At 40.7% G+C, this 18195-nt stretch carries 16 protein-coding genes and 1 pseudogene; 5 read left to right on the forward strand and 12 right to left on the reverse strand.

What is annotated here, in order from left to right; all coding sequences use genetic code 11:
• Positions 1 to 12: 12 nt before the first annotated feature.
• Positions 13 to 1173, reverse strand: a complete 1161-nt coding sequence (locus IEX94_RS02555) for a betaine/proline/choline family ABC transporter ATP-binding protein (protein WP_156856183.1) — start codon at positions 1171 to 1173, stop codon at positions 13 to 15.
• A gap of 278 nt (positions 1174 to 1451) precedes the next feature.
• On the opposite strand from IEX94_RS02555, the gene IEX94_RS02560 reads away from it, so the two are divergent.
• Positions 1452 to 2225: an ABC transporter substrate-binding protein gene (locus IEX94_RS02560; RefSeq protein ID WP_229782532.1), complete on the forward strand. Its 774-nt coding sequence runs from the start codon at positions 1452 to 1454 to the stop codon at positions 2223 to 2225.
• A gap of 139 nt (positions 2226 to 2364) precedes the next feature.
• Positions 2365 to 3711 (forward strand): cyclic 2,3-diphosphoglycerate synthase, encoded by a 1347-nt coding sequence (locus tag IEX94_RS02565; RefSeq protein WP_156856181.1) that lies wholly within the window; start codon positions 2365 to 2367, stop codon positions 3709 to 3711.
• A gap of 147 nt (positions 3712 to 3858) precedes the next feature.
• Here IEX94_RS02565 and IEX94_RS02570 read toward each other — a convergent pair whose 3' ends face one another.
• The 8 genes from IEX94_RS02570 to nagA all read right to left on the reverse strand — a co-directional run bounded on the left by IEX94_RS02570 (position 3859) and on the right by nagA (position 12352).
• Complete coding sequence (locus IEX94_RS02570; RefSeq protein WP_188855891.1) at positions 3859 to 5520, reverse strand: glycerol-3-phosphate dehydrogenase/oxidase; 1662 nt, start codon at positions 5518 to 5520, stop codon at positions 3859 to 3861.
• 314 nt (positions 5521 to 5834) lie between these two features.
• Entirely contained in the window at positions 5835 to 7328 is a 1494-nt protein-coding gene (glpK, locus tag IEX94_RS02575) for a glycerol kinase GlpK (protein WP_156856179.1), read from the reverse strand.
• 22 nt (positions 7329 to 7350) lie between these two features.
• Positions 7351 to 8178: an MIP/aquaporin family protein gene (locus IEX94_RS02580; protein WP_188855892.1), complete on the reverse strand. Its 828-nt coding sequence runs from the start codon at positions 8176 to 8178 to the stop codon at positions 7351 to 7353.
• A 261-nt stretch (positions 8179 to 8439) separates the two neighbouring features.
• Entirely contained in the window at positions 8440 to 8985 is a 546-nt protein-coding gene (locus IEX94_RS02585; RefSeq protein WP_156856177.1) for a glycerol-3-phosphate responsive antiterminator, read from the reverse strand.
• A gap of 56 nt (positions 8986 to 9041) precedes the next feature.
• A complete protein-coding gene (dhaM, locus tag IEX94_RS02590) occupies positions 9042 to 9419 on the reverse strand; it encodes a dihydroxyacetone kinase phosphoryl donor subunit DhaM (RefSeq protein WP_188855893.1) in 378 nt (125 codons plus the stop codon).
• A gap of 6 nt (positions 9420 to 9425) precedes the next feature.
• Complete coding sequence (gene dhaL / locus IEX94_RS02595; RefSeq protein WP_188855894.1) at positions 9426 to 10046, reverse strand: dihydroxyacetone kinase subunit DhaL; 621 nt, start codon at positions 10044 to 10046, stop codon at positions 9426 to 9428.
• A gap of 15 nt (positions 10047 to 10061) precedes the next feature.
• On the reverse strand, positions 10062 to 11057 hold the full coding sequence (dhaK, locus tag IEX94_RS02600) for a dihydroxyacetone kinase subunit DhaK (RefSeq protein WP_188855895.1): 996 nt from the start codon (positions 11055 to 11057) through the stop codon (positions 10062 to 10064).
• Between the two features lie 131 nt (positions 11058 to 11188).
• Positions 11189 to 12352 carry an N-acetylglucosamine-6-phosphate deacetylase gene (gene nagA, locus IEX94_RS02605; RefSeq protein WP_188855896.1) on the reverse strand — a complete coding sequence of 388 codons (1164 nt, stop codon included), beginning with the start codon at positions 12350 to 12352 and terminating at the stop codon, positions 11189 to 11191.
• A gap of 181 nt (positions 12353 to 12533) precedes the next feature.
• Between nagA and IEX94_RS02610 the strand changes: the two genes are divergently transcribed.
• Positions 12534 to 13268 (forward strand): GntR family transcriptional regulator, encoded by a 735-nt coding sequence (locus IEX94_RS02610; RefSeq protein WP_188855897.1) that lies wholly within the window; start codon positions 12534 to 12536, stop codon positions 13266 to 13268.
• A gap of 26 nt (positions 13269 to 13294) precedes the next feature.
• On the opposite strand, the gene nagE is transcribed toward IEX94_RS02610, so the two are convergent.
• Positions 13295 to 14749 (reverse strand): N-acetylglucosamine-specific PTS transporter subunit IIBC, encoded by a 1455-nt coding sequence (gene nagE / locus IEX94_RS02615; protein WP_188855898.1) that lies wholly within the window; start codon positions 14747 to 14749, stop codon positions 13295 to 13297.
• Positions 14750 to 15004: 255 nt separating this feature from the next.
• Positions 15005 to 15250, reverse strand: a pseudogene (locus tag IEX94_RS02620) (hypothetical protein); the annotation flags it as partial.
• 517 nt (positions 15251 to 15767) lie between these two features.
• Between IEX94_RS02620 and IEX94_RS02625 the strand changes: the two are divergent.
• Positions 15768 to 16658, forward strand: coding sequence for a TetR/AcrR family transcriptional regulator (locus IEX94_RS02625; protein ID WP_188855900.1), 891 nt, complete (start codon positions 15768 to 15770; stop codon positions 16656 to 16658).
• Positions 16659 to 16666: 8 nt separating this feature from the next.
• A complete protein-coding gene (locus IEX94_RS02630) occupies positions 16667 to 17245 on the forward strand; it encodes a hypothetical protein (protein WP_188855901.1) in 579 nt (192 codons plus the stop codon).
• A gap of 36 nt (positions 17246 to 17281) precedes the next feature.
• Here IEX94_RS02630 and IEX94_RS02635 read toward each other — a convergent pair whose 3' ends face one another.
• Positions 17282 to 18169 carry a LysR family transcriptional regulator gene (locus IEX94_RS02635; protein WP_156856167.1) on the reverse strand — a complete coding sequence of 296 codons (888 nt, stop codon included), beginning with the start codon at positions 18167 to 18169 and terminating at the stop codon, positions 17282 to 17284.
• Positions 18170 to 18195: the final 26 nt, after the last annotated feature.

Genomic DNA, 18195 nt, shown 5'->3' on the forward strand with positions numbered 1-18195 from the left:
ATACACCTCCTATTATGCTTGAATTTCAGGTTCAGAATCTTCCAATTCCATTCCATTGCCCCAAATCGTATCGTAAAGTAGATTGGCAAGGGCTGCTCTTGTGACGATCCCTGTTAAACGATTATCGTTATCAACGACTGGAACATATTTCATTCCACGGCGTAAAATTTTGTGAACCGTATCACGAAGTAAGCTATCTTCCGTTACAGTGAAAAGTTCCGTTTCCATTACTTTCTCCACTGTTGTCGCTTTTCTATAATTCAAATTCACCATTTCAATATCAATAAACCCTTGTAAAACATGGTTAGAATCTACAACGAGCAAAGAGTCTACTTTTTTATCCCTCATTGTAGCAAGTGCGTTTTTCAATGTAGCTTGAGGTTCAATTGTTATCGGCGAGCCTCCTGTTATTTGTCCAACTGTCACAACATCCGGGCGACCTTGAATGAGACGTTCTTTTCCAAGGAATTCCTCTACAAAATCATTTGCTGGATTTCTTAAAATTTCTTCAGGCGTATCTGCCTGGACAATTTCCCCGTCACGCATAATTACGATGCGATCAGCGAGCTTTATTGCTTCATCCATATCATGGGTGACAAATACGATTGTTTTATCTAATTCACGTTGCAGTTTTTTAAATTCATCCTGTAAGGAATCCCTCGTAATCGGGTCGAGTGCACCAAATGGCTCATCCATCAATATTAAGGGTGGGTTCGCTGCTAATGCGCGTAGGACACCGATTCGCTGTTGTTGTCCGCCACTTAGCTCATGAGGATATTTATCAAGATAATCTTCCGGCAGATCAACTAACTTAATCAGTTCGCGAGCCCGGGCATCTTTCTTCTCCTTCGACCACTTGAGAAGCGTTCCAACAAGGACGATATTTTCTTTAATCGTCATATGTGGCATGAGACCGACTTGCTGAATGACATAGCCAATGGAACGACGGAGCTCAACGGGGTTCTGTTTCGTGATGTCTTTGTCATTTAGTAAAATACTTCCGTCTGTAATATCGATGAGCCGGTTGATCATCTTCATCGTTGTCGTTTTCCCGCAACCACTTGGTCCAATAAAACAGACAAATTCTCCTTTATCTACTTTTAAATTCAAATTATTTACAGCAGGCTTTCCATAATTACTGTAGCGTTTTGTTACATTTTTAAATTCTAACAAAACGAAACACCTCCAAATTTTTCAGAATGAATCGACTACTTCATTATATCGAAACTAAATAAATAACTAAAACCGATTTAAACGTCATACAGTATGATTAATTCATACAATATTTACTTTATAAACTTTATAACCGCACTTTTCGTACAATTCCTCCATAAATCGCCGTAAATCTAGTATAATGTTATGGAAAGCGTGGGACAGTGGGGTCAGAGCAAATGTCCCAGTGGGACACTTTGCTCTGACCCCCTGTCCCATCCGTGAAGGAGGTTTTATTTGTGGGTGTTCGTGATCATCTTGGTCGGCTAGTTCCGATTGACGGTAGACCAGAGCGGATTATTTCCCTTGTTCCTGCGATAACGGAGACGATGTATCATTTAGGATTGGATAAGGAAATCGTAGGGCGGACGAGATTTTGCAAGTTTCCGGAAGTTAAAGTACAGAATGTCATTAATATTGGCGGCACGAAAGATATAAAACTGGATCGTATTCATGAATTGAAACCAGATCTTATTATTGCCGAAAAAGAAGAAAATACGAAGGAAATCGTGGAGACGTTAGAAAAACACTATCCCGTTTTCGTCTTTGAAGTACAGCATTTCAAAGATGTCTTCCCGATGATTGAAGATATCGGCCGTCTAACAGAAAAAGAAGAGGCCGGAAGTAAACTCGTGCACCAAATCAAAACTGCATTTCAAACTCTTCCCCATGGTGGGAATAAGCGAGTAGCCTATGTTATTTGGCAGAGGCCGTATATGGTTGTAGGGAAAGATACGTATATCAATTCACTGCTTGAAGAAATGGGGTTTATTAACCCTTTTACAGAAGTAGAAGGACGCTATCCAATGGTGACAGAAGAAGATTTCAAGCAAGCGGAACTCGATGAACTTTTTCTAGCGACGGAGCCTTTTCCTTTCCGAGAAAAACATCTTGACGTATTCCAAGAGATGCTTCCTCATACGAAAGTAAGAATTGTAGATGGGGAAATGTTCTGGTATGGTGCGAAAATGGTCGAAGCTGCAGCGTATTTCAAGACTATCAGAGAAGAATGATAGATTCCTTTATAGCTTAAATAGCGGATTAATCAAACTTTTTTCTGATTAATCCACTTTTTTTATTTAACCTATTGCATAAATATACATTGACGAGTATAATTATAATCAATTCTTTAGACATATAGGAGCGAATGCTATGGAAACTAAAAATGTAATTATAATTGGTGCTGCTGGAAGAGACTTTCATAATTTCAATACGTATTATCGTAATAATGATTCATATAAAGTAGTTGCATTTACTGCAGCACAAATTCCTGATATTGATGGACGAAAATATCCGTGGGAGCTTGCGGGTAAGCTATATCCGGAGGGAATTCCGATTTATTCCCAAGATGAATTACCGAAATTAATTAAGGAACTTGAAGTCGATGAATGCGTTTTTGCCTTCAGTGATTTAAGCTATGAAGATGTCATGGGAATCAGCGCGGTTGTGAACGCTGCTGGCGCCGACTTTAAATTGCTTGGCCCGAACAGCACAATGCTGAAAAGTAAGAAGCCGGTCATTTCCGTGACGGCAGTACGTACGGGGACAGGGAAAAGTCAAACTTCTCGTAAAATCATCGAATCCCTGCTAAAGAAAGGCTTGAAAGTTGTTGCTGTTCGTCACCCGATGCCTTACGGTGACCTAACCGCACAGCGAGTACAGCGTTTCGCAACTGTTGATGACTTAAAAAAGCATGACTGTACCATTGAGGAAATGGAAGAATACGAGCCACACGTAACAAGAGGAAATATTGTCTATGCTGGAGTGGATTATGCAGATATTTTAGAGGCTGCAGAAAATGACCCCGATGGCTGTGATGTGATTCTTTGGGACGGTGGAAATAATGACTTTTCCTTCTACGAGCCAGATCTAGCGATTACTGTTCTTGACCCGCATCGTCCAGGTCACGAGCTAAAATATTATCCTGGTGAGGTTTGTTTAAGAACTACGGATGTCGCGATTATCAACAAAGTAGACAGTGCACCGCAAGAAGCAATTGACATTGTGGAAAACAATATCAAAGCAGCAAGTCCTGTTAGTGAGATTATCAAAGCGGAATCTACTATTTCTGTGGATAAACCGGAGCTCATTAAAGGAAAACGCGTTTTAGTTGTGGAAGACGGACCGACACTTACCCATGGGGAAATGAAGATTGGCGCGGGTACAGTTGCAGTAGAGCGTAACGGGGCAACCGAAGTAATTGATCCTACCCCATATTTAGTAGGAACATTAAAAGAAACATTTGCAGCTTATCCACATCTGGAAAATGTACTTCCCGCGATGGGATATGGTGAAAAACAGCTGAAGGATTTAGAAGAAACAATTAATAATACAGATTGTGATGCAGTTATTATCGGAACGCCAATCGATTTGACTCGCGTTATCAACATCAACAAACCGACCACCCGAGTCTTCTATGACTTAGACGAAGTGGAAGGACCAAACTTAGACAACATCCTCGAAAACTTTATCAAAAAACATCAACTGCAATTAGCTTAACAAATCGGGACACGGGGTCAGAGCCGTTGTCCCAATTTTTTTCGGGACAATGCCTCTGACCCCAATGTCCCAACTTTTGCGGGACAATGCCTCCGCCCCCAATGTCCCGCCTTTTGTGGGACAGATGCTCTGACCCCCTGTCCCAATTCAATTATCATGATCTTGCTCTAGTGGGTGGGTTGCGTCATGTAGGGCTTGTTCCAATTCTTTTTCATATTCTAGTTTCTGTTCGTTAGTCCAGTCGAGAGCTTTTGCCATATATTGAACCACTTCATTTTTATGTTCGTGCACCCATGAAATATTGAAAAATAATGCCCCTGTACGTCTTATAAAAAAGTCTGTTGGTTTATAGGTTGATTCATAATCAATGGCATAACGCAGCATCGTGAGTACTACCGGATCTATCGTTTCATCTTGTGCTTGGGATTCACGCTGATAAATATCGTATAAAATTTCTATATTGGAGCCGTACCTTTGCACAAGCTTTTTCGTTACCTCTTCTTTTAAGCCAATCTTTAATCCGAGCTCTACCTTTTCTTTTATAAAATCAGGGAAACCTGCTGACCCTCCTACAGAGCCTCCAGAGATACGTAATTCTTTCGTTTGTGTACTAGGAAATGTCCGGCCTTCTTCTTCAGCTAATTGTTTTCCGACTAAATCTACTATGCTTTCTGCCATTTTACGGTAGCCGGTTAGCTTACCGCCAGCTATAGAAATAAAGCCTGAATCAGAGACAAAAATTTCATCTTTTCGGGAAACCTCTGATGGGTCCTTCCCCTCTTCATGGATAAGCGGACGTAAGCCGGCCCAACTCGACTCCACATCTTCTGGTTTAATACCGACTTGAGGGAACATATAATCAATTGCCTTTAACACATAATCACGGTCTGCGATGGTCATTTTCGGATTAGCAATATCGCCTTCGTATACGGTATCTGTCGTACCTACATATGTTTTACCCTCTCGCGGAATAGCGAATACCATTCTTCCATCTGGAGTATCAAAATAAATTGCCTGTTTTAACGGGAATCGTTCACCGTCAAATACGAGGTGAATCCCTTTCGTCAATCTCAAGTGTTTTCCTTTTTTCGAGTTGTCTAATTCACGTAACGTATCTACCCATGGACCAGCAGCATTTACAACCTTTTTTGCATAATATTTTTGGGTTGTTCCATCTATTTGATCCTCGGCTTCAACACCAATTACTTTATTATTTTCATAAATTAAGTTAGTGATTTTCATATAATTTAAAGCATGCGCACCCTTTTCTACAGCCTTTTTCATCACCTCAATTGTTAAACGAGCGTCATCTGTCTTATACTCCACATAATAACCAGCTCCTTTTAGACCTGTTGCATTTAACAATGGTTCACGTCTTAACGCCTCTTCCGGTTTAAACATCTTTCTTCTTTCATCTTTTTCCACTCCGGCAAGAGTATCATAGACTCGCAAGCCAATATTCGTTGTGAACGGTCCAAACGTACCTCCTTTATAAAACGGCAGCATCATCCACTCCGGCGTGGTCACATGGGGACCATTTTCATAAACAATTGCCCGCTCCCTACCGGTTTCAGTAACCACGCCAATTTCAAACTGCTTCAAATATCGCAGTCCACCATGGATTAGCTTCGTTGAGCGACTGGAAGTACCTGCTGAAAAATCCTGCATTTCTAATACGGCGACCTTCATACCTCTCGTTGCCGCATCTAGAGCAATCCCAGCTCCTGTGATCCCGCCGCCTATTACAAGTAGATCAAGATTTTCCAGCATGTTCGTTTTTATTTCTTCGCGATATAAACTTGAAAACATGTGAATCCGCTCCTTTATTAATTATTACTATATATTGGCAATCTACAACCTGAGACGGATTTATGTTAAGAAGCTATTTCGTAATCAAATGATTGCCCCATTCATAATGATTCCCCGTTTTTCGCATAAATAAAAAGAGACCACAAAACACTCTATACGTATAGAGGCTATGTGGTCTCTCGAGAATCTCCGTCCAATGTATTAACTTATTTTAAAGTATAGCACCTATTCTGTTTCCTGGTAAAGTACTTTGCCTCCGTAACAGGAATTTATTCAGGATGGTGATAATAATCGTAAATTTTCCTGAAGCAAGCTTAAATCTTGAATACTCTCGTTGCTTCCACAGCTTTCTTCCAACCATTATAAAGCTCCTGGCGTTTTTCGTCTGCAAAATCAGGCGTAAAGCTGCGTTCAATTTGCCATTGTTTTGCTATTTCTTCTTTGTCCTTCCAGTAACCAATTGCTAAACCAGCCAAATACGCTGCTCCTAAAGCGGTTGTCTCGTTAATCATAGGCCTGTCTACTTGAACATTCAATAGATCACTCTGGAACTGCATAAGGAAGTTATTTTTAACCGCTCCACCGTCGACACGTAATGATTTCACTCCAATACCAGAGTCAGCAGCCATTATATCTACAACGTCTTTTGACTGATAGGCAATCGATTCCAGTGTAGCTCTAACAAGGTGTTCTTTTGTCGTACCGCGTGTCAACCCGAACACCGCTCCCCGCGCTTCACTATCCCAATATGGTGTACCTAAGCCAACGAATGCAGGAACAACATACACACCGTCCGTAGATACTACATTCTTAGCCAAATTCTCACTTTCTGGGGCGCTTTCCAATAATCCCAATCCATCACGAAGCCATTGAATAGCAGATCCTGACACAAAGACGCTACCTTCAAGAGCATATTCAACCTTTCCGTCTACTCCCCAAGCAATTGTCGTTAGTAAACCATTTTCCGATTGAACACCTTTTTCTCCCGTGTTCATCAATAAGAATCCGCCTGTACCATACGTATTTTTAACCATTCCTTTGTCAAAACACGCTTGACCAAATAGAGCTGCTTGTTGGTCACCTGCAATCCCGGCAATCGGAACTTCTTCACCGAAGAAATGGTAACTTATAGTATGGGCATATACTTCAGAGGATTGTTTAACTTCTGGAAGCATGCTCTTTGGTATTGTTAATATTTCCAGTAGCTCGTCATCCCATTTTAAATCGTAAATATTGTACATCAGGGTCCTGGAAGCATTGGAATAGTCTGTGACATGGACTTTATGACCAGATAATTTATACACAAGCCAGCTGTCAATCGTACCGAATTGCAGTTCACCGTTTTCCGCTTTTTCCCTGGCTCCGTCCACATTATCTAAAATCCATTTTACCTTTGTACCTGAGAAATACGGATCGAGCAGCAAGCCAGTCTTTTCTTTAAACAAGTCGTTATAGCCCTTTTCACGCAAGGTTTGAACAATTTCTTCCGTTTGCCTTGATTGCCAGACGATCGCTTTATAAATCGGCTTTCCGGTTTCTCTATCCCACACAACAGTCGTTTCCCTTTGGTTGGAAATTCCGATGCCTTCCACTTGTTCCGGACCGATATCAGCCTTTCTTAACACATCCGCAATACAAGCTAAAACAGATGTCCAAATTTCATTGGCATCATGCTCAACCCAACCGGGATGCGGGAAAAATTGCTCAAATTCCCGTTGTGATACTTCCACAACTTCTCCCTTTTCGTTAAATAATATAGCCCGTGAGCTGGTTGTTCCTTGATCAATAGATAAAATAAATTTTTTCATCTGTTTTCCCCTCCCATTTTGCTTAAGATACTTTTTTATTAGCTATCGGTCTATTCGGTGCTTTTTTTAATTCGATGCTTGCAGCGGCCACAAATATGATAGCTACCACCACACTCGCTATCCAAAACATCGTGGTATAAGCACCTGTAAAGAAAGCTTGATAAAACAAGGCCCCATAAACCCCGCCGATAATAGGACCAATCACCGGAACCCACGCGTATCCCCAATCAGAGCTTCCTTTACCGGGTATTGGAAGCAGGGCATGTGCAATCCTTGGTCCTAAATCACGTGCCGGGTTAATCGCGTAACCTGTAGGTCCTCCTAAAGACATACCGATCGCAACAATTAACGCACCCACAACAAGCGGGTTTAACCCTTCCGTAAATTGATTGGCACCAATAAAGAGTAGACCTAGAAGCAGAGCGAACGTACCAATCATTTCAGTAACAAGGTTTGATAATGGACTCCGGATTGCTGGCCCTGTTGCAAATACGGCCAACTTCAAGTCTGTCTCCCTTGTCTCCCTCCAATGAGGTAAATAAGCAAAGAAAACGATTATAGCTCCAATAATAGCACCAACCATTTGTGCAGAAATATACGTTAATACATTTTCCCAAGGGAACTCTCCAACAGCAGCAAACCCCAAAGTAACAGCTGGATTCAGATGAGCTCCAGATATGTTTCCTGCGGCGTACACCCCTAAAGTTACCGCAAGTCCCCATCCGAGTGTTATTAGCACCCAGCCACCGCCAACACCTTTTGACTTGTTCAAAATATTGCTTGCTACCACACCGCCGCCAAAAATAATGAGAACCATCGTACCAATGACCTCTGCTAGAAACGCTGACATCCCTTAACCCCCTTTAAATATTAAACCCCTTACAACAAGTTATGACAAGCCTTTAAAAAAAATCACACCTCACCCCATAATATTTCCCGTTCAAAGAAATATGGGGTGCAGTGTGATTCTCTCATCTCCAGCACTTCGCTTAACTTGTAACTAGCATTCTACATCATCGTGAAAGCGTTGTCAACAAAAATATTTCAGGTTTTTATTTGCGTCTTTCAGCTTGAAGGCAACAAGCAAAGATGTGGTCTTAGTTTCTAACTGCTAAAGCTCCCAAAGTAGGTTACTCGAGGTTGTTACAGCTACGGCACCATTTTTAATAGTTTCCTTAACATCCTGCTCTGTTCTGATTAATCCCCCGGCAATAATGGGTATGCCCGTTTCTTCTTGTACTTCTTTAATGATTCCGGGTAGAATTGCCGGTAATATTTCAATATAATCAGGATTCACCCGCTTACATATTTGCAAATTGTGATCAAGTGCATGACTATCTAAAGCAAATAAACGTTGAATAGCAACAATACGTTGCTTTTTGACAAGGGAAATTACTTCTCCTCTTGTCGAAATGATTCCATCTACTTTTACATTATTCGTTAAAAATTCTATCCCATATTTATCTGCTTTTAATCCACTAATCAGATCCGCATGCACATATATCTTTTTTCCATATTGATGAGCATATTTAACTAAATTTTGCAATTGGGAGACACGACTTTCTAATAAAATAATAGTCTCGTGGCCGCTCTCTAGGACTTTTTCAAAATCTTTGATCTTTCGAATTGCTGGTATAACTTTGTCTTTAAACAACATGAAAACCCCTCTGGATCGATTTTTATTTGTTTTTTCTTATCCCCTAAATAAGCTTCCTAATCCCGATAATTTTTTTCAGCAGCCGCTTGCACTTCTTCTAGTGACTTACCCATGCCCGCTTCTACAGCTGCCACGAAAGCACCTTCAAGAATTGGGGCTTCTACGACATGGACATTTTTATATTCGTTCATTTCCACTGCTAACTCGGCATTCATCTTAGCACTGCCGATGTCGTAAAATAGGAGAACTCCCTTTTCTCCCTGAACCTCTTCTATCGCCTGCTTTATTTTATCAATGTTCGTACCAATTTCTCCTTCTTCCGTTCCGCCTGCTACTCCAATCGAAACAGCTGGTACCATTTGCGTGATGATATCTCGAATCCCTTCCGTTACTTTCGAACTGTGAGATACGAGCACAATACTTACATTTGCCAATTTTTATTAGTCACCTTCCTTCAACACTTCAGCAAGGCTTGAGAAAATATAGAACGATGAAACCGAGCCAGGATCCAAATGACCAATCGAGCGTTCCCGCAAGTAGGCCGCTCTACCTTTCTTCGCCTCAAGGTCTTTCGTCGCTTCCATTGCTTCTTTCGCTACTGATTCAAAGCCTGCTGCATTGAAGCTATTTTGTCCATTCAAGTAATCGACAAGCGGCTCCCAGACGTCGACTAGTGTTTTCTCGCCCTTTTCTGCTTTACCTCGCTGCTTTATTCCTGCAAGTGCCTCTGCCAATCCGCTCTTGAACTTCGGAAAATCTAGCGTCTCACTACCTTTTACTGCCATCGATAGCTTTAAAAAAGCTGTACCATATAGCGGACCAGCCGCACCACCAACTTTCGATAGCAAAGTCATGGAGACATCTTTCAGTAGATCAGAAACATTATCATAATCAGTGGCAGTAATTTTCGCCTCTACTTCCTGAAAACCACGTGCCATATTAATTCCATGGTCACCATCCCCAATTGCCTGATCCAATTCAGTTAAATACGTTTTATTTTCCTGGATTTTTTCATTTGCTAACGTCATCCACTTCACTGTATTTGCTACATTCAATTCCATCTTTTCGCCCCCATTTCAGCACCGGAATGCCGGTGCCTTTGATTTAGCATCCAACAGTTCCTTTAGTTCGTCATCAAGCTTTAATAAAGTTACGGAAACACCCGCCATTTCTAAAGATGTCATGTACTCTCCAACGAATGTATCATAAATACGGATGCCCTTACTCGTTAAAATTTCATTCACTTTTTTATTAACGATGTATAGTTCCATTTCTGGCGTACCTCCTAAGCCATTCACCATAACCGCAACTTCCGAACCTGTTTCAAGCTTAAGATCATCCAGTACCTTTTCCGTAAGTTCTGCAGCAATATCATCAGAACTCACAATCGCTTTCCGTTCAATACCTGGTTCCCCGTGAATACCAATACCAATTTCTATCTCATTTTCTTCCAGTGTAAAGCTCGGTGTCCTAGCGGCTGGTACGGTACACGGGGTAATCGCCATCCCGATGGAACGTACATTTTTGACCGTTTTTTCAGCGACTGCTTTCACCTCAGCAAGTGTTCCGCCCGCTTCAGCCTTTGCACCAGCTAACTTATGGACAAAAACGGTCCCGGCAATCCCTCTGCGACCGGTCGTAAATGAACTATCCTCTACCGCAACATCGTCATTTACAATAACCTGCTCTACACGAATTCCTTCCGCTTCAGCTAGTTCAGCTGCCATGTCAAAGTTCATCACGTCACCCGTATAATTTTTGATAACGAGTAACACACCCTCACCAGCGTCAACTGCTTTGATCCCTTCCAGCACCTGATCTGGGGTAGGTGAAGTAAACACTTCTCCAGCAACTGCAGCGTCAAGCATCCCCTCACCGACGTAACCAGCATGGGCCGGCTCGTGACCGCTCCCGCCACCACTAACTAAGCCAACCTTATTTGCAGCCGGGGCATCAACCCTTGCAATAACTGTTGTCCCGGGCAATAATCTAACTTCCCTTGGGTAAGCAGCAACAAACCCATCCAACATATCCCTAACAACCAAATTCGGATCATTAATTATCTTCTTCACAACCACTACCTCCTATTCAAAAATAATAACTAACCCCATTGTAGAACGGCACATGGGGTCAGAGCAAGTGTCCCAGCGTGGGACATAGGGTTGGGACACGGGGTCAGTGTAAATGTCCCAGTACAAAACTTTTACCCAATATGGGCAATAATCCCACGGCAAATCGTATATTTTATATTTAATTCAGCATCCACAATCAATAAGTCCGCATCTTTCCCCACAGTAATACTTCCTTTACGGTCATACACACCGGCTTGTTTTGCAGGGTTGACGGAAGCCATTTGAATAATATCCCGTATTCCAATCCCATCAAGAAGCTTAAACATTTTCTTGACTGCCTCTTGCATCGAAAGAATACTCCCAGCTAGCGTACCATCCGCAAGCACTGCACGGTCCTCAGTCACTTTTACCGGCTGACCACCTAGTTCATAATCGCCTGGAGGGAGCCCCTTCGCACGCATCGCATCCGTAATCAATGTGAGTCGTCCGCTCCCCATATTATGGTATACCAATTGAAGCATTTCATCCGAAACATGGATACCATCCGCAATCAGTTCCGCATGTAATTCTTCCAGTAATAAAGCTGCACCGACCGCTCCAATGTCCCGATGATGAATTCCGTTCATCGCATTACATAAATGCGTCAATTGTCGTACCCCTTGTCGGACAGCTCTTTTAAGCTCTGAAAAACCTGCATCCGTATGTCCTGCTGAAACCGTAACACCTGTTTCATTTAAATATCGAATGAAATTTCCCTCTGGATCATGTTCAGGCGCAAGAGTTATCATTTTAATCTTATTCCCCGCAAGCTCTTGCCATCTATTGAAAAGTCCCATGTTTGGTTTCTGAATATATTCTACCGGCTGAGCACCAGCTTTCGTTTTTTCTACAAAAGGACCTTCCAGATGCACACCGATTACTTCCGATTTTCCTGGTTTGCTTTTAAAATTTGCGATATTTCGAAGTGCTTGCTCGATTTTTTCAGTTGCTTGTGTAATTGTTGTCGCAAGGAAAGCAGTTGTACCCTCCTTAGGCAAAAATTCAGCCATTGTCTGAAGTGCATCAGGCATCGCGTCCATCACATCTGCCCCTGCTGCTCCGTGAATATGAGTATCGATGAAACCTGGAATAACATATTCATGCTTAGCATCAATAACTTGTGCTTGCGGCGGAATATCCTCAGCCAACCCATCCTTTGCAACAATCTGCTCAATCAAGCCATCCCGGATAACTACCCTCGCCTCAGGGATGATCTCACTTTCCGTATACACTTGTGCATTCTTAACAACAATCATTTGTAGCTCTCCTTCCTGCTGCGGGACATTGGGGTCAGAGCACTTGTCCCGCCTAGCGGGACAAGTGCTCTGACCCCAATGTCCCGTTCTTCCTATACTAGTGGTCTATACATCCTTACAATTATACATGTTGTCGTCTTTTTGATACAATTAGTGAAGATAAGTAGGGGGGGTTTTTAGTATGATTGATAAAGATTCACCAATCCCAATTTATTATCAATTAGAAGTACGAATCAGGCAATTAATTGAAACGAACGAGCTAAAACCTGGTGATCTATTGCCATCTGAGCGAGAGTTCACAGAGAAATATAATATTAGTCGGATGACTGTAAGACAAGCGATCAACAATCTTGCAAGCGAAGGACTTTTATACCGTCAAAAAGGAAAAGGCACCTTTGTCGCGGAGAATAAGTTCGAACAAGATCTTTCCGGTTTAACTAGCTTCAGTGAAGATATGACAAGCCGCGGACTCATCCCATCGAATAAACTGATCAGTTTTAAAACTATTTCAGGAAACACCGAGCTTGCCTCTATTTTAAAATTAAATGCAGCGGATACCATTTACGAAATCAAACGAATCCGCCTTGCAAACGATGAACCCGTTGCCCTTGAGACAGTGTATACTCCCAAAAAACTTGTCGGGGAAATGACGAAACAAGATGTCACAACCTCATTCTATCACTATTTGGAAAACAAGCTTCAATTGCAAATAGGGTACGGCACCCAGAGCATCGAGGCTGTACTTGCCACAGATAATGAAATCAACCATTTACGCATCAAAGAGGGGAATCCGATATTACTCATGAAACGGACAAGTTATTTACAAGAAGACTTAGAAACCCCTGTTGAATACGTGAAGTCCGCTTACCGTGCAGATAAATATATCTTCCATTTACAGATGAAACGGGAATCCTAAGGTATCCCCGTTCCATCTTTTTTCCGCTATTTTTTATTTCGGATGCTCCTTACCTCATCTGCCACTGCTTGCACCTGGGTACCAACGATAACCTGAACATTGTTTTTCCCAACAATTTGGACGCCCGGCACACCAGTTGCTTTAATTCTTGGCTGATCTACCTGTTGTGCGTCTTTAACTTCCAGCCTGAGCCGCGTCGCACAATTATCAACGGAGAGAACATTTTCATCCCCACCAAGACCTGCGTAAATTTCACGAGCCATCACTGCAAAGCGATCACCTGCACCAGAGGCTGATTCAGTCGCCGCTTCCACAACTTCATCATCATCTTCCCGGCCCGGCGTTTTCATATCGAACTTAACGATTAAGAAACGGAACAAGAAATAATAAATTACCGCAAACACAAGACCCTGCACAATAAGCATCCATGGCTGATTCGCAAGTGGCAACCGCGAACTCAAGAAAAAGTCGATTGCTCCGGCACTGAAACTAAAACCTGCAGTCCAGCCAAAGGCCGATGCAATAAATAAGGATAATCCTGTTAAGGCTGCATGCACAACATACAAGAATGGAGCTAAGAACATGAAGGAAAATTCAATTGGTTCGGTTACACCTGTCAGGAAAGCTGCAAAAGCCGCGGCCATCAGTAGAGAAGCAACTTGTTTTCTTCTTCTCGTTTTAGCCGTATGATACATTGCTAATGTTGCTGCTGGCAAACCAAACATCATAATTGGGAAAAATCCGGCCTGATACATTCCAGTTATCCCTTTTTCCCCTTGACCGGACCAGAAATTAGCAATATCGTTAATCCCAGCCACGTCAAACCAGAATACAGAGTTTAGGGCATGATGCAGTCCAGTTGGAATTAATAGCCGATTAAAGAAGCCATAAAGCCCAGCACCAACAGAACCTAAGTTACTAATTGCCGTACCGAATGCTACTAATCCAGAATAAGCAATTGGCCAGATTAACAAAAAGAGTAAAGACAAAAGAAGCATCGTACCAGCTGTCATTATCGGAACAAGCCGTTTTCCACTAAAGAAAGCGAGCGCATCAGGAAGTTTCGTCTTACTAAATCGATTATACATCGCGGCAGCAATAAGACCTGAAATAATACCGACAAAGACGTTCTCAATATTGGCAAAAGCCGCATTCACACTTTCCGCTTCAATCCCCTGAAGGAGAGCCACATTATCAACAGAAAGCACTGTAGTAACAATCAAAAAGCCTACCAAACCACTAAGCGCTGCAGATCCATCCCTTTCCTTCGCCATACCGACTGCGACACCAACTGCAAATAAAACAGGGAGGAAATCTAAAATAGCACTACCGGCACTAATGAGGAAAGCTGCTACCTTATTCGCCTCACCCCATCCTTCCGGGTCAATCCCGTAACCGATCCCCATCAGGATCGCGGCAGCCGGCAGTACAGCTACAGGGAGCATGAGCGATTTACCAAGGTTTTGTAAATACTTCATCATAATAATCATCCTCTTCTAGAATTTAATGATGATAAAGCTTGTTCTTGGTCATTTTCCTTTCATCTTTCATGTTAGATTAATAAAAAACGAAATATGATAGCGCTGTCATTTAAAAGGAAAATTTAACTTTTGCTACTGCCCTCCCTTCCATCTTCAAACTGATTGGCACGTAAAAAAAGATTTATTCATATTTATTTTATCAAAATACAGTATGGTTGTCTATACATCTATACGTATGCAAATCCGTCATTATACCTAAGAAAACAGCTCTTTATGCTTTTTCATTAATTGCTCATTATGCTCATCAGCTCCATCCACATTCCCACTAAGGAAAACAGGCGGAGTAATCCCTTTCTCTGCCAGTGAGGCGATAGCTAGTGCGATAACACTATTTATAATCGCGGCTCTTATAATCGTCGAGCTTGGAGCAAACGGAACCGCAACGTTATCATGCTCCAAGAGTGCATCTCCAAACGGGACATGATTGTCGATATGAAGGTCGCAGTACATAAATCATTTCCTCTTGCGCTTTCTTAAAGAGTTTCTTCAATATCATACTCTTTCCACCTCCGACTTTATAAGTGAAAAATTTACAATCACAGTTTAGCTCCCAATATTGCCTGTCTATACATAAGTTGGACATTTAACCTCAATGTCATCGAGCAAATAGTGAATTAGAGGGATTGCTGTAAAGGTTCGTTAGCATATGAAAGAATAACAAAGACAGGTTTTCCATTAATGATATAATATATCAAAAATGTTACATGTATTTCGTAAATGTTACGATTAACATAATATTTTATAGTTTTTGCTTTTTTGTTCTTATATAAACTTAATTAATGTATTATTGAAATAGTTACTTGATTTTGCGAAATTCTTCTTTCTTTCCTGAAAGTCATAGGCTCAAATCTATTTTCTACCAGAAGTCGAATCAAAGTTTCGCAAAAACATACCGGGCTGACTAGTACGTATTACGTTTTTTAAGTTAATTCCAAAATTATGACAGGGGTGATTGGTTTTGAGGAAGAGAATTTTAACAGCAGCTTTAACATTATTTGCCCAAAAAGGCTATTACGCTTCCAGTGTTCAGGAAATCGCTAATTGTGCTGAAATATCTAGGAGTACGTTATACTCGTATTTTACGTCAAAAAAACATATCCTTATTTCCGTTTATCAGTTTTATCTAGATAGCTTATATGAACGCTTACAGCTAGAGTTAATAGAACATAGTGAGTTTGAACAAAGACTACATATTTTTAAAAAGATATTAAGAAACTATTTAAGTGTTCCATTTGAACATGAAGAGTTTTTAATTATGCAAATGAATGAACAAAATATTAATGACCCAGAAGTGGCGAATTATGTTATCGAGAAAAGAAATCAAATTTACAAAAGACTTGTGGAAATCTTGCAATATCTAGGCGGAAAAGAATTAAACTATTGTTCACTAGATATGGTAATTATTTTAAATAGTATAGTTGAGGAGTACAGTACGGTAGCCATTTATGACCGTAAAGATTTAGAATTGGACGATCTTGTTGAGTATATTAGCCAGATTATTACATGTATTTATAAAGGTTTTACTTCGAATCAAATCGTTCCCTTATTGGAGGCTTATGATTTCTCGGAAGAAAGAGAAAATGAAAACGAAAATGAAATCGATGTGTGCTCTGTCCTTAAAAGAAAAGTGGAGGATTTAGAATTAATTATCAAAAATATTCAATTATCAAGAGAGGAGTTCGTAGAAGTAAGTACCTCGGTAAAGTTAATACGTAAAGAGCTCGAAAAATCGCAGGGTGGTGATTTAATAATCATACTAGGTTTATTACGTAATATACAGCAAATAAAAGATTTAAGGTATACTGTAGACGTTTGTACTTCAATCATTCAACAAAATTATCTGAAGTAGGTGATCTCTTGTTAGGTGAATTAATAGAAGTCTTTCATATTATTTTACAAATTGTAAAAGGGGAAATACCGCTTACATTGGTTTATACGGTCATTTTTTTACTTATTGCTGTAAGTTTGCTCCACATCGTAAGTGAAGTTATCAAATCCAAAGGAAAAATCAACTTATTAAAATTAATGATGGAAGGAATGGCTACAAGTATTATTATTTTCGTGTTTTACATGGGGGTTTACTTGTTTATATTCAAGATCTTTCACTCCTTTATTAATACAAGTAGTGAGCTTAAGGATGAGAACTTAATCTGGTACACGATTATATCGTTCTTTTGTTTTATAACATTATTTTCCTTATTCTATCTTTATAAGAAATTCAATTTATTCGGTCGTTTAGTTATATCTGCTATTCATATCTTGTTGACAGTTTCAATTTTAACGCTAGTTAATAAATATTTGATACCGCAATCAGAATTACCTATATCAGCTATTGTTTGTACGCTTCTATTAAATTTAGGATTTAGTATATTCTTTATTACCTTTGGTACAGAGTCGACACAAAAGGGAAATGAAGGAAAAAAAGTCGCAAAATAATATATTAATGGGACAAAGAGGCTCTATGTCCCATTTCTAAATCCTCGGTTTAATGCTTTCGACAAACTTGGCTGCGGCGCGGGAGAGTGGGACTGTTTTTAAATGGACAATACCGATATACCGGCTCGGAATTTCCTCTTCCAGCAATACTTCATGGACAATACCGCGGTTTAAATACTCACGAGAAAACTCGCGAACAACACAAGATATGCCTAAGTTCCCTTTCGCAAAATCCATAATAAGATCATATGAACCAAGTTCGAATACCGGAGACAGTTCATATCCTCTTTCTTTAAAAAACGCATCCACATAATCACGGGAGACCGTATTTTTTTCAAAAGAGATGAGCGGTAGTTCCATTAAATGATCATAGCTGATCCGATGTTTCGAAATCCGTTTATATTTATCTCCGCAAACGAAAATATCATGGATTTCCATACATGGCGTAACTTCAAACTGCTCATCATCAATCGGTAAATTACATACACCGACGTCCGCTTCCCCAGCTTTCAAAAAACCTAATATTTCCGGAGTCGTACCATTTAATACCTTCAGCTTAATACCAGGAAATCGCGCATGAAACTCTTCCAAATAAGGTAATAAAAAATAACGGGAAATTGTATCTCCAACCGCAATTCGCAACTCACCGCGCCGGATTCCCTTATACGCTTGAATCTTATCTTCCGCAACATCTAGAATCCCGAGGGCTGAGCTGACATGCTCCTGCAACACTTTCCCCTCTGTCGTTAACATAACACCTTTTGGAGTCCGATAAAACAGCTGGACTTCGAGCCCCTTCTCCAGCCGGGAAATTGCTTGGCTCACTGCAGATTGAGTCATAAATAATTCTTTTGCCGCTTGGGAAAAGCTCTTATTTTGACTGACGATCTGAAAAACTCGATATAAATCCAAGTTCTCTATCATATAAATTCTCCTAATACTAGGTATAA

Source organism: Oceanobacillus indicireducens, assembly GCF_014647195.1.
GTDB lineage: Bacteria > Bacillota > Bacilli > Bacillales > Amphibacillaceae > Oceanobacillus > Oceanobacillus indicireducens.

Coding starts and splice junctions, on each gene's coding strand:
- IEX94_RS02565 (WP_156856181.1), top strand. CDS start 2,365: ATGGAAACTAAAAATGTAATTATAATTGGTGCTGCTGGAAGAGACTTT.
- IEX94_RS02570 (WP_188855891.1), bottom strand. CDS start 5,520: ATGTTTTCAAGTTTATATCGCGAAGAAATAAAAACGAACATGCTGGAA.
- glpK (WP_156856179.1), bottom strand. CDS start 7,328: ATGAAAAAATTTATTTTATCTATTGATCAAGGAACAACCAGCTCACGG.
- IEX94_RS02580 (WP_188855892.1), bottom strand. CDS start 8,178: ATGTCAGCGTTTCTAGCAGAGGTCATTGGTACGATGGTTCTCATTATT.
- IEX94_RS02585 (WP_156856177.1), bottom strand. CDS start 8,985: ATGTTGTTTAAAGACAAAGTTATACCAGCAATTCGAAAGATCAAAGAT.
- dhaL (WP_188855894.1), bottom strand. CDS start 10,046: ATGGAATTGAATGTAGCAAATACAGTGAAGTGGATGACGTTAGCAAAT.
- nagA (WP_188855896.1), bottom strand. CDS start 12,352: ATGATTGTTGTTAAGAATGCACAAGTGTATACGGAAAGTGAGATCATC.
- IEX94_RS02610 (WP_188855897.1), top strand. CDS start 12,534: ATGATTGATAAAGATTCACCAATCCCAATTTATTATCAATTAGAAGTA.
- nagE (WP_188855898.1), bottom strand. CDS start 14,749: ATGATGAAGTATTTACAAAACCTTGGTAAATCGCTCATGCTCCCTGTA.
- IEX94_RS02635 (WP_156856167.1), bottom strand. CDS start 18,169: ATGATAGAGAACTTGGATTTATATCGAGTTTTTCAGATCGTCAGTCAA.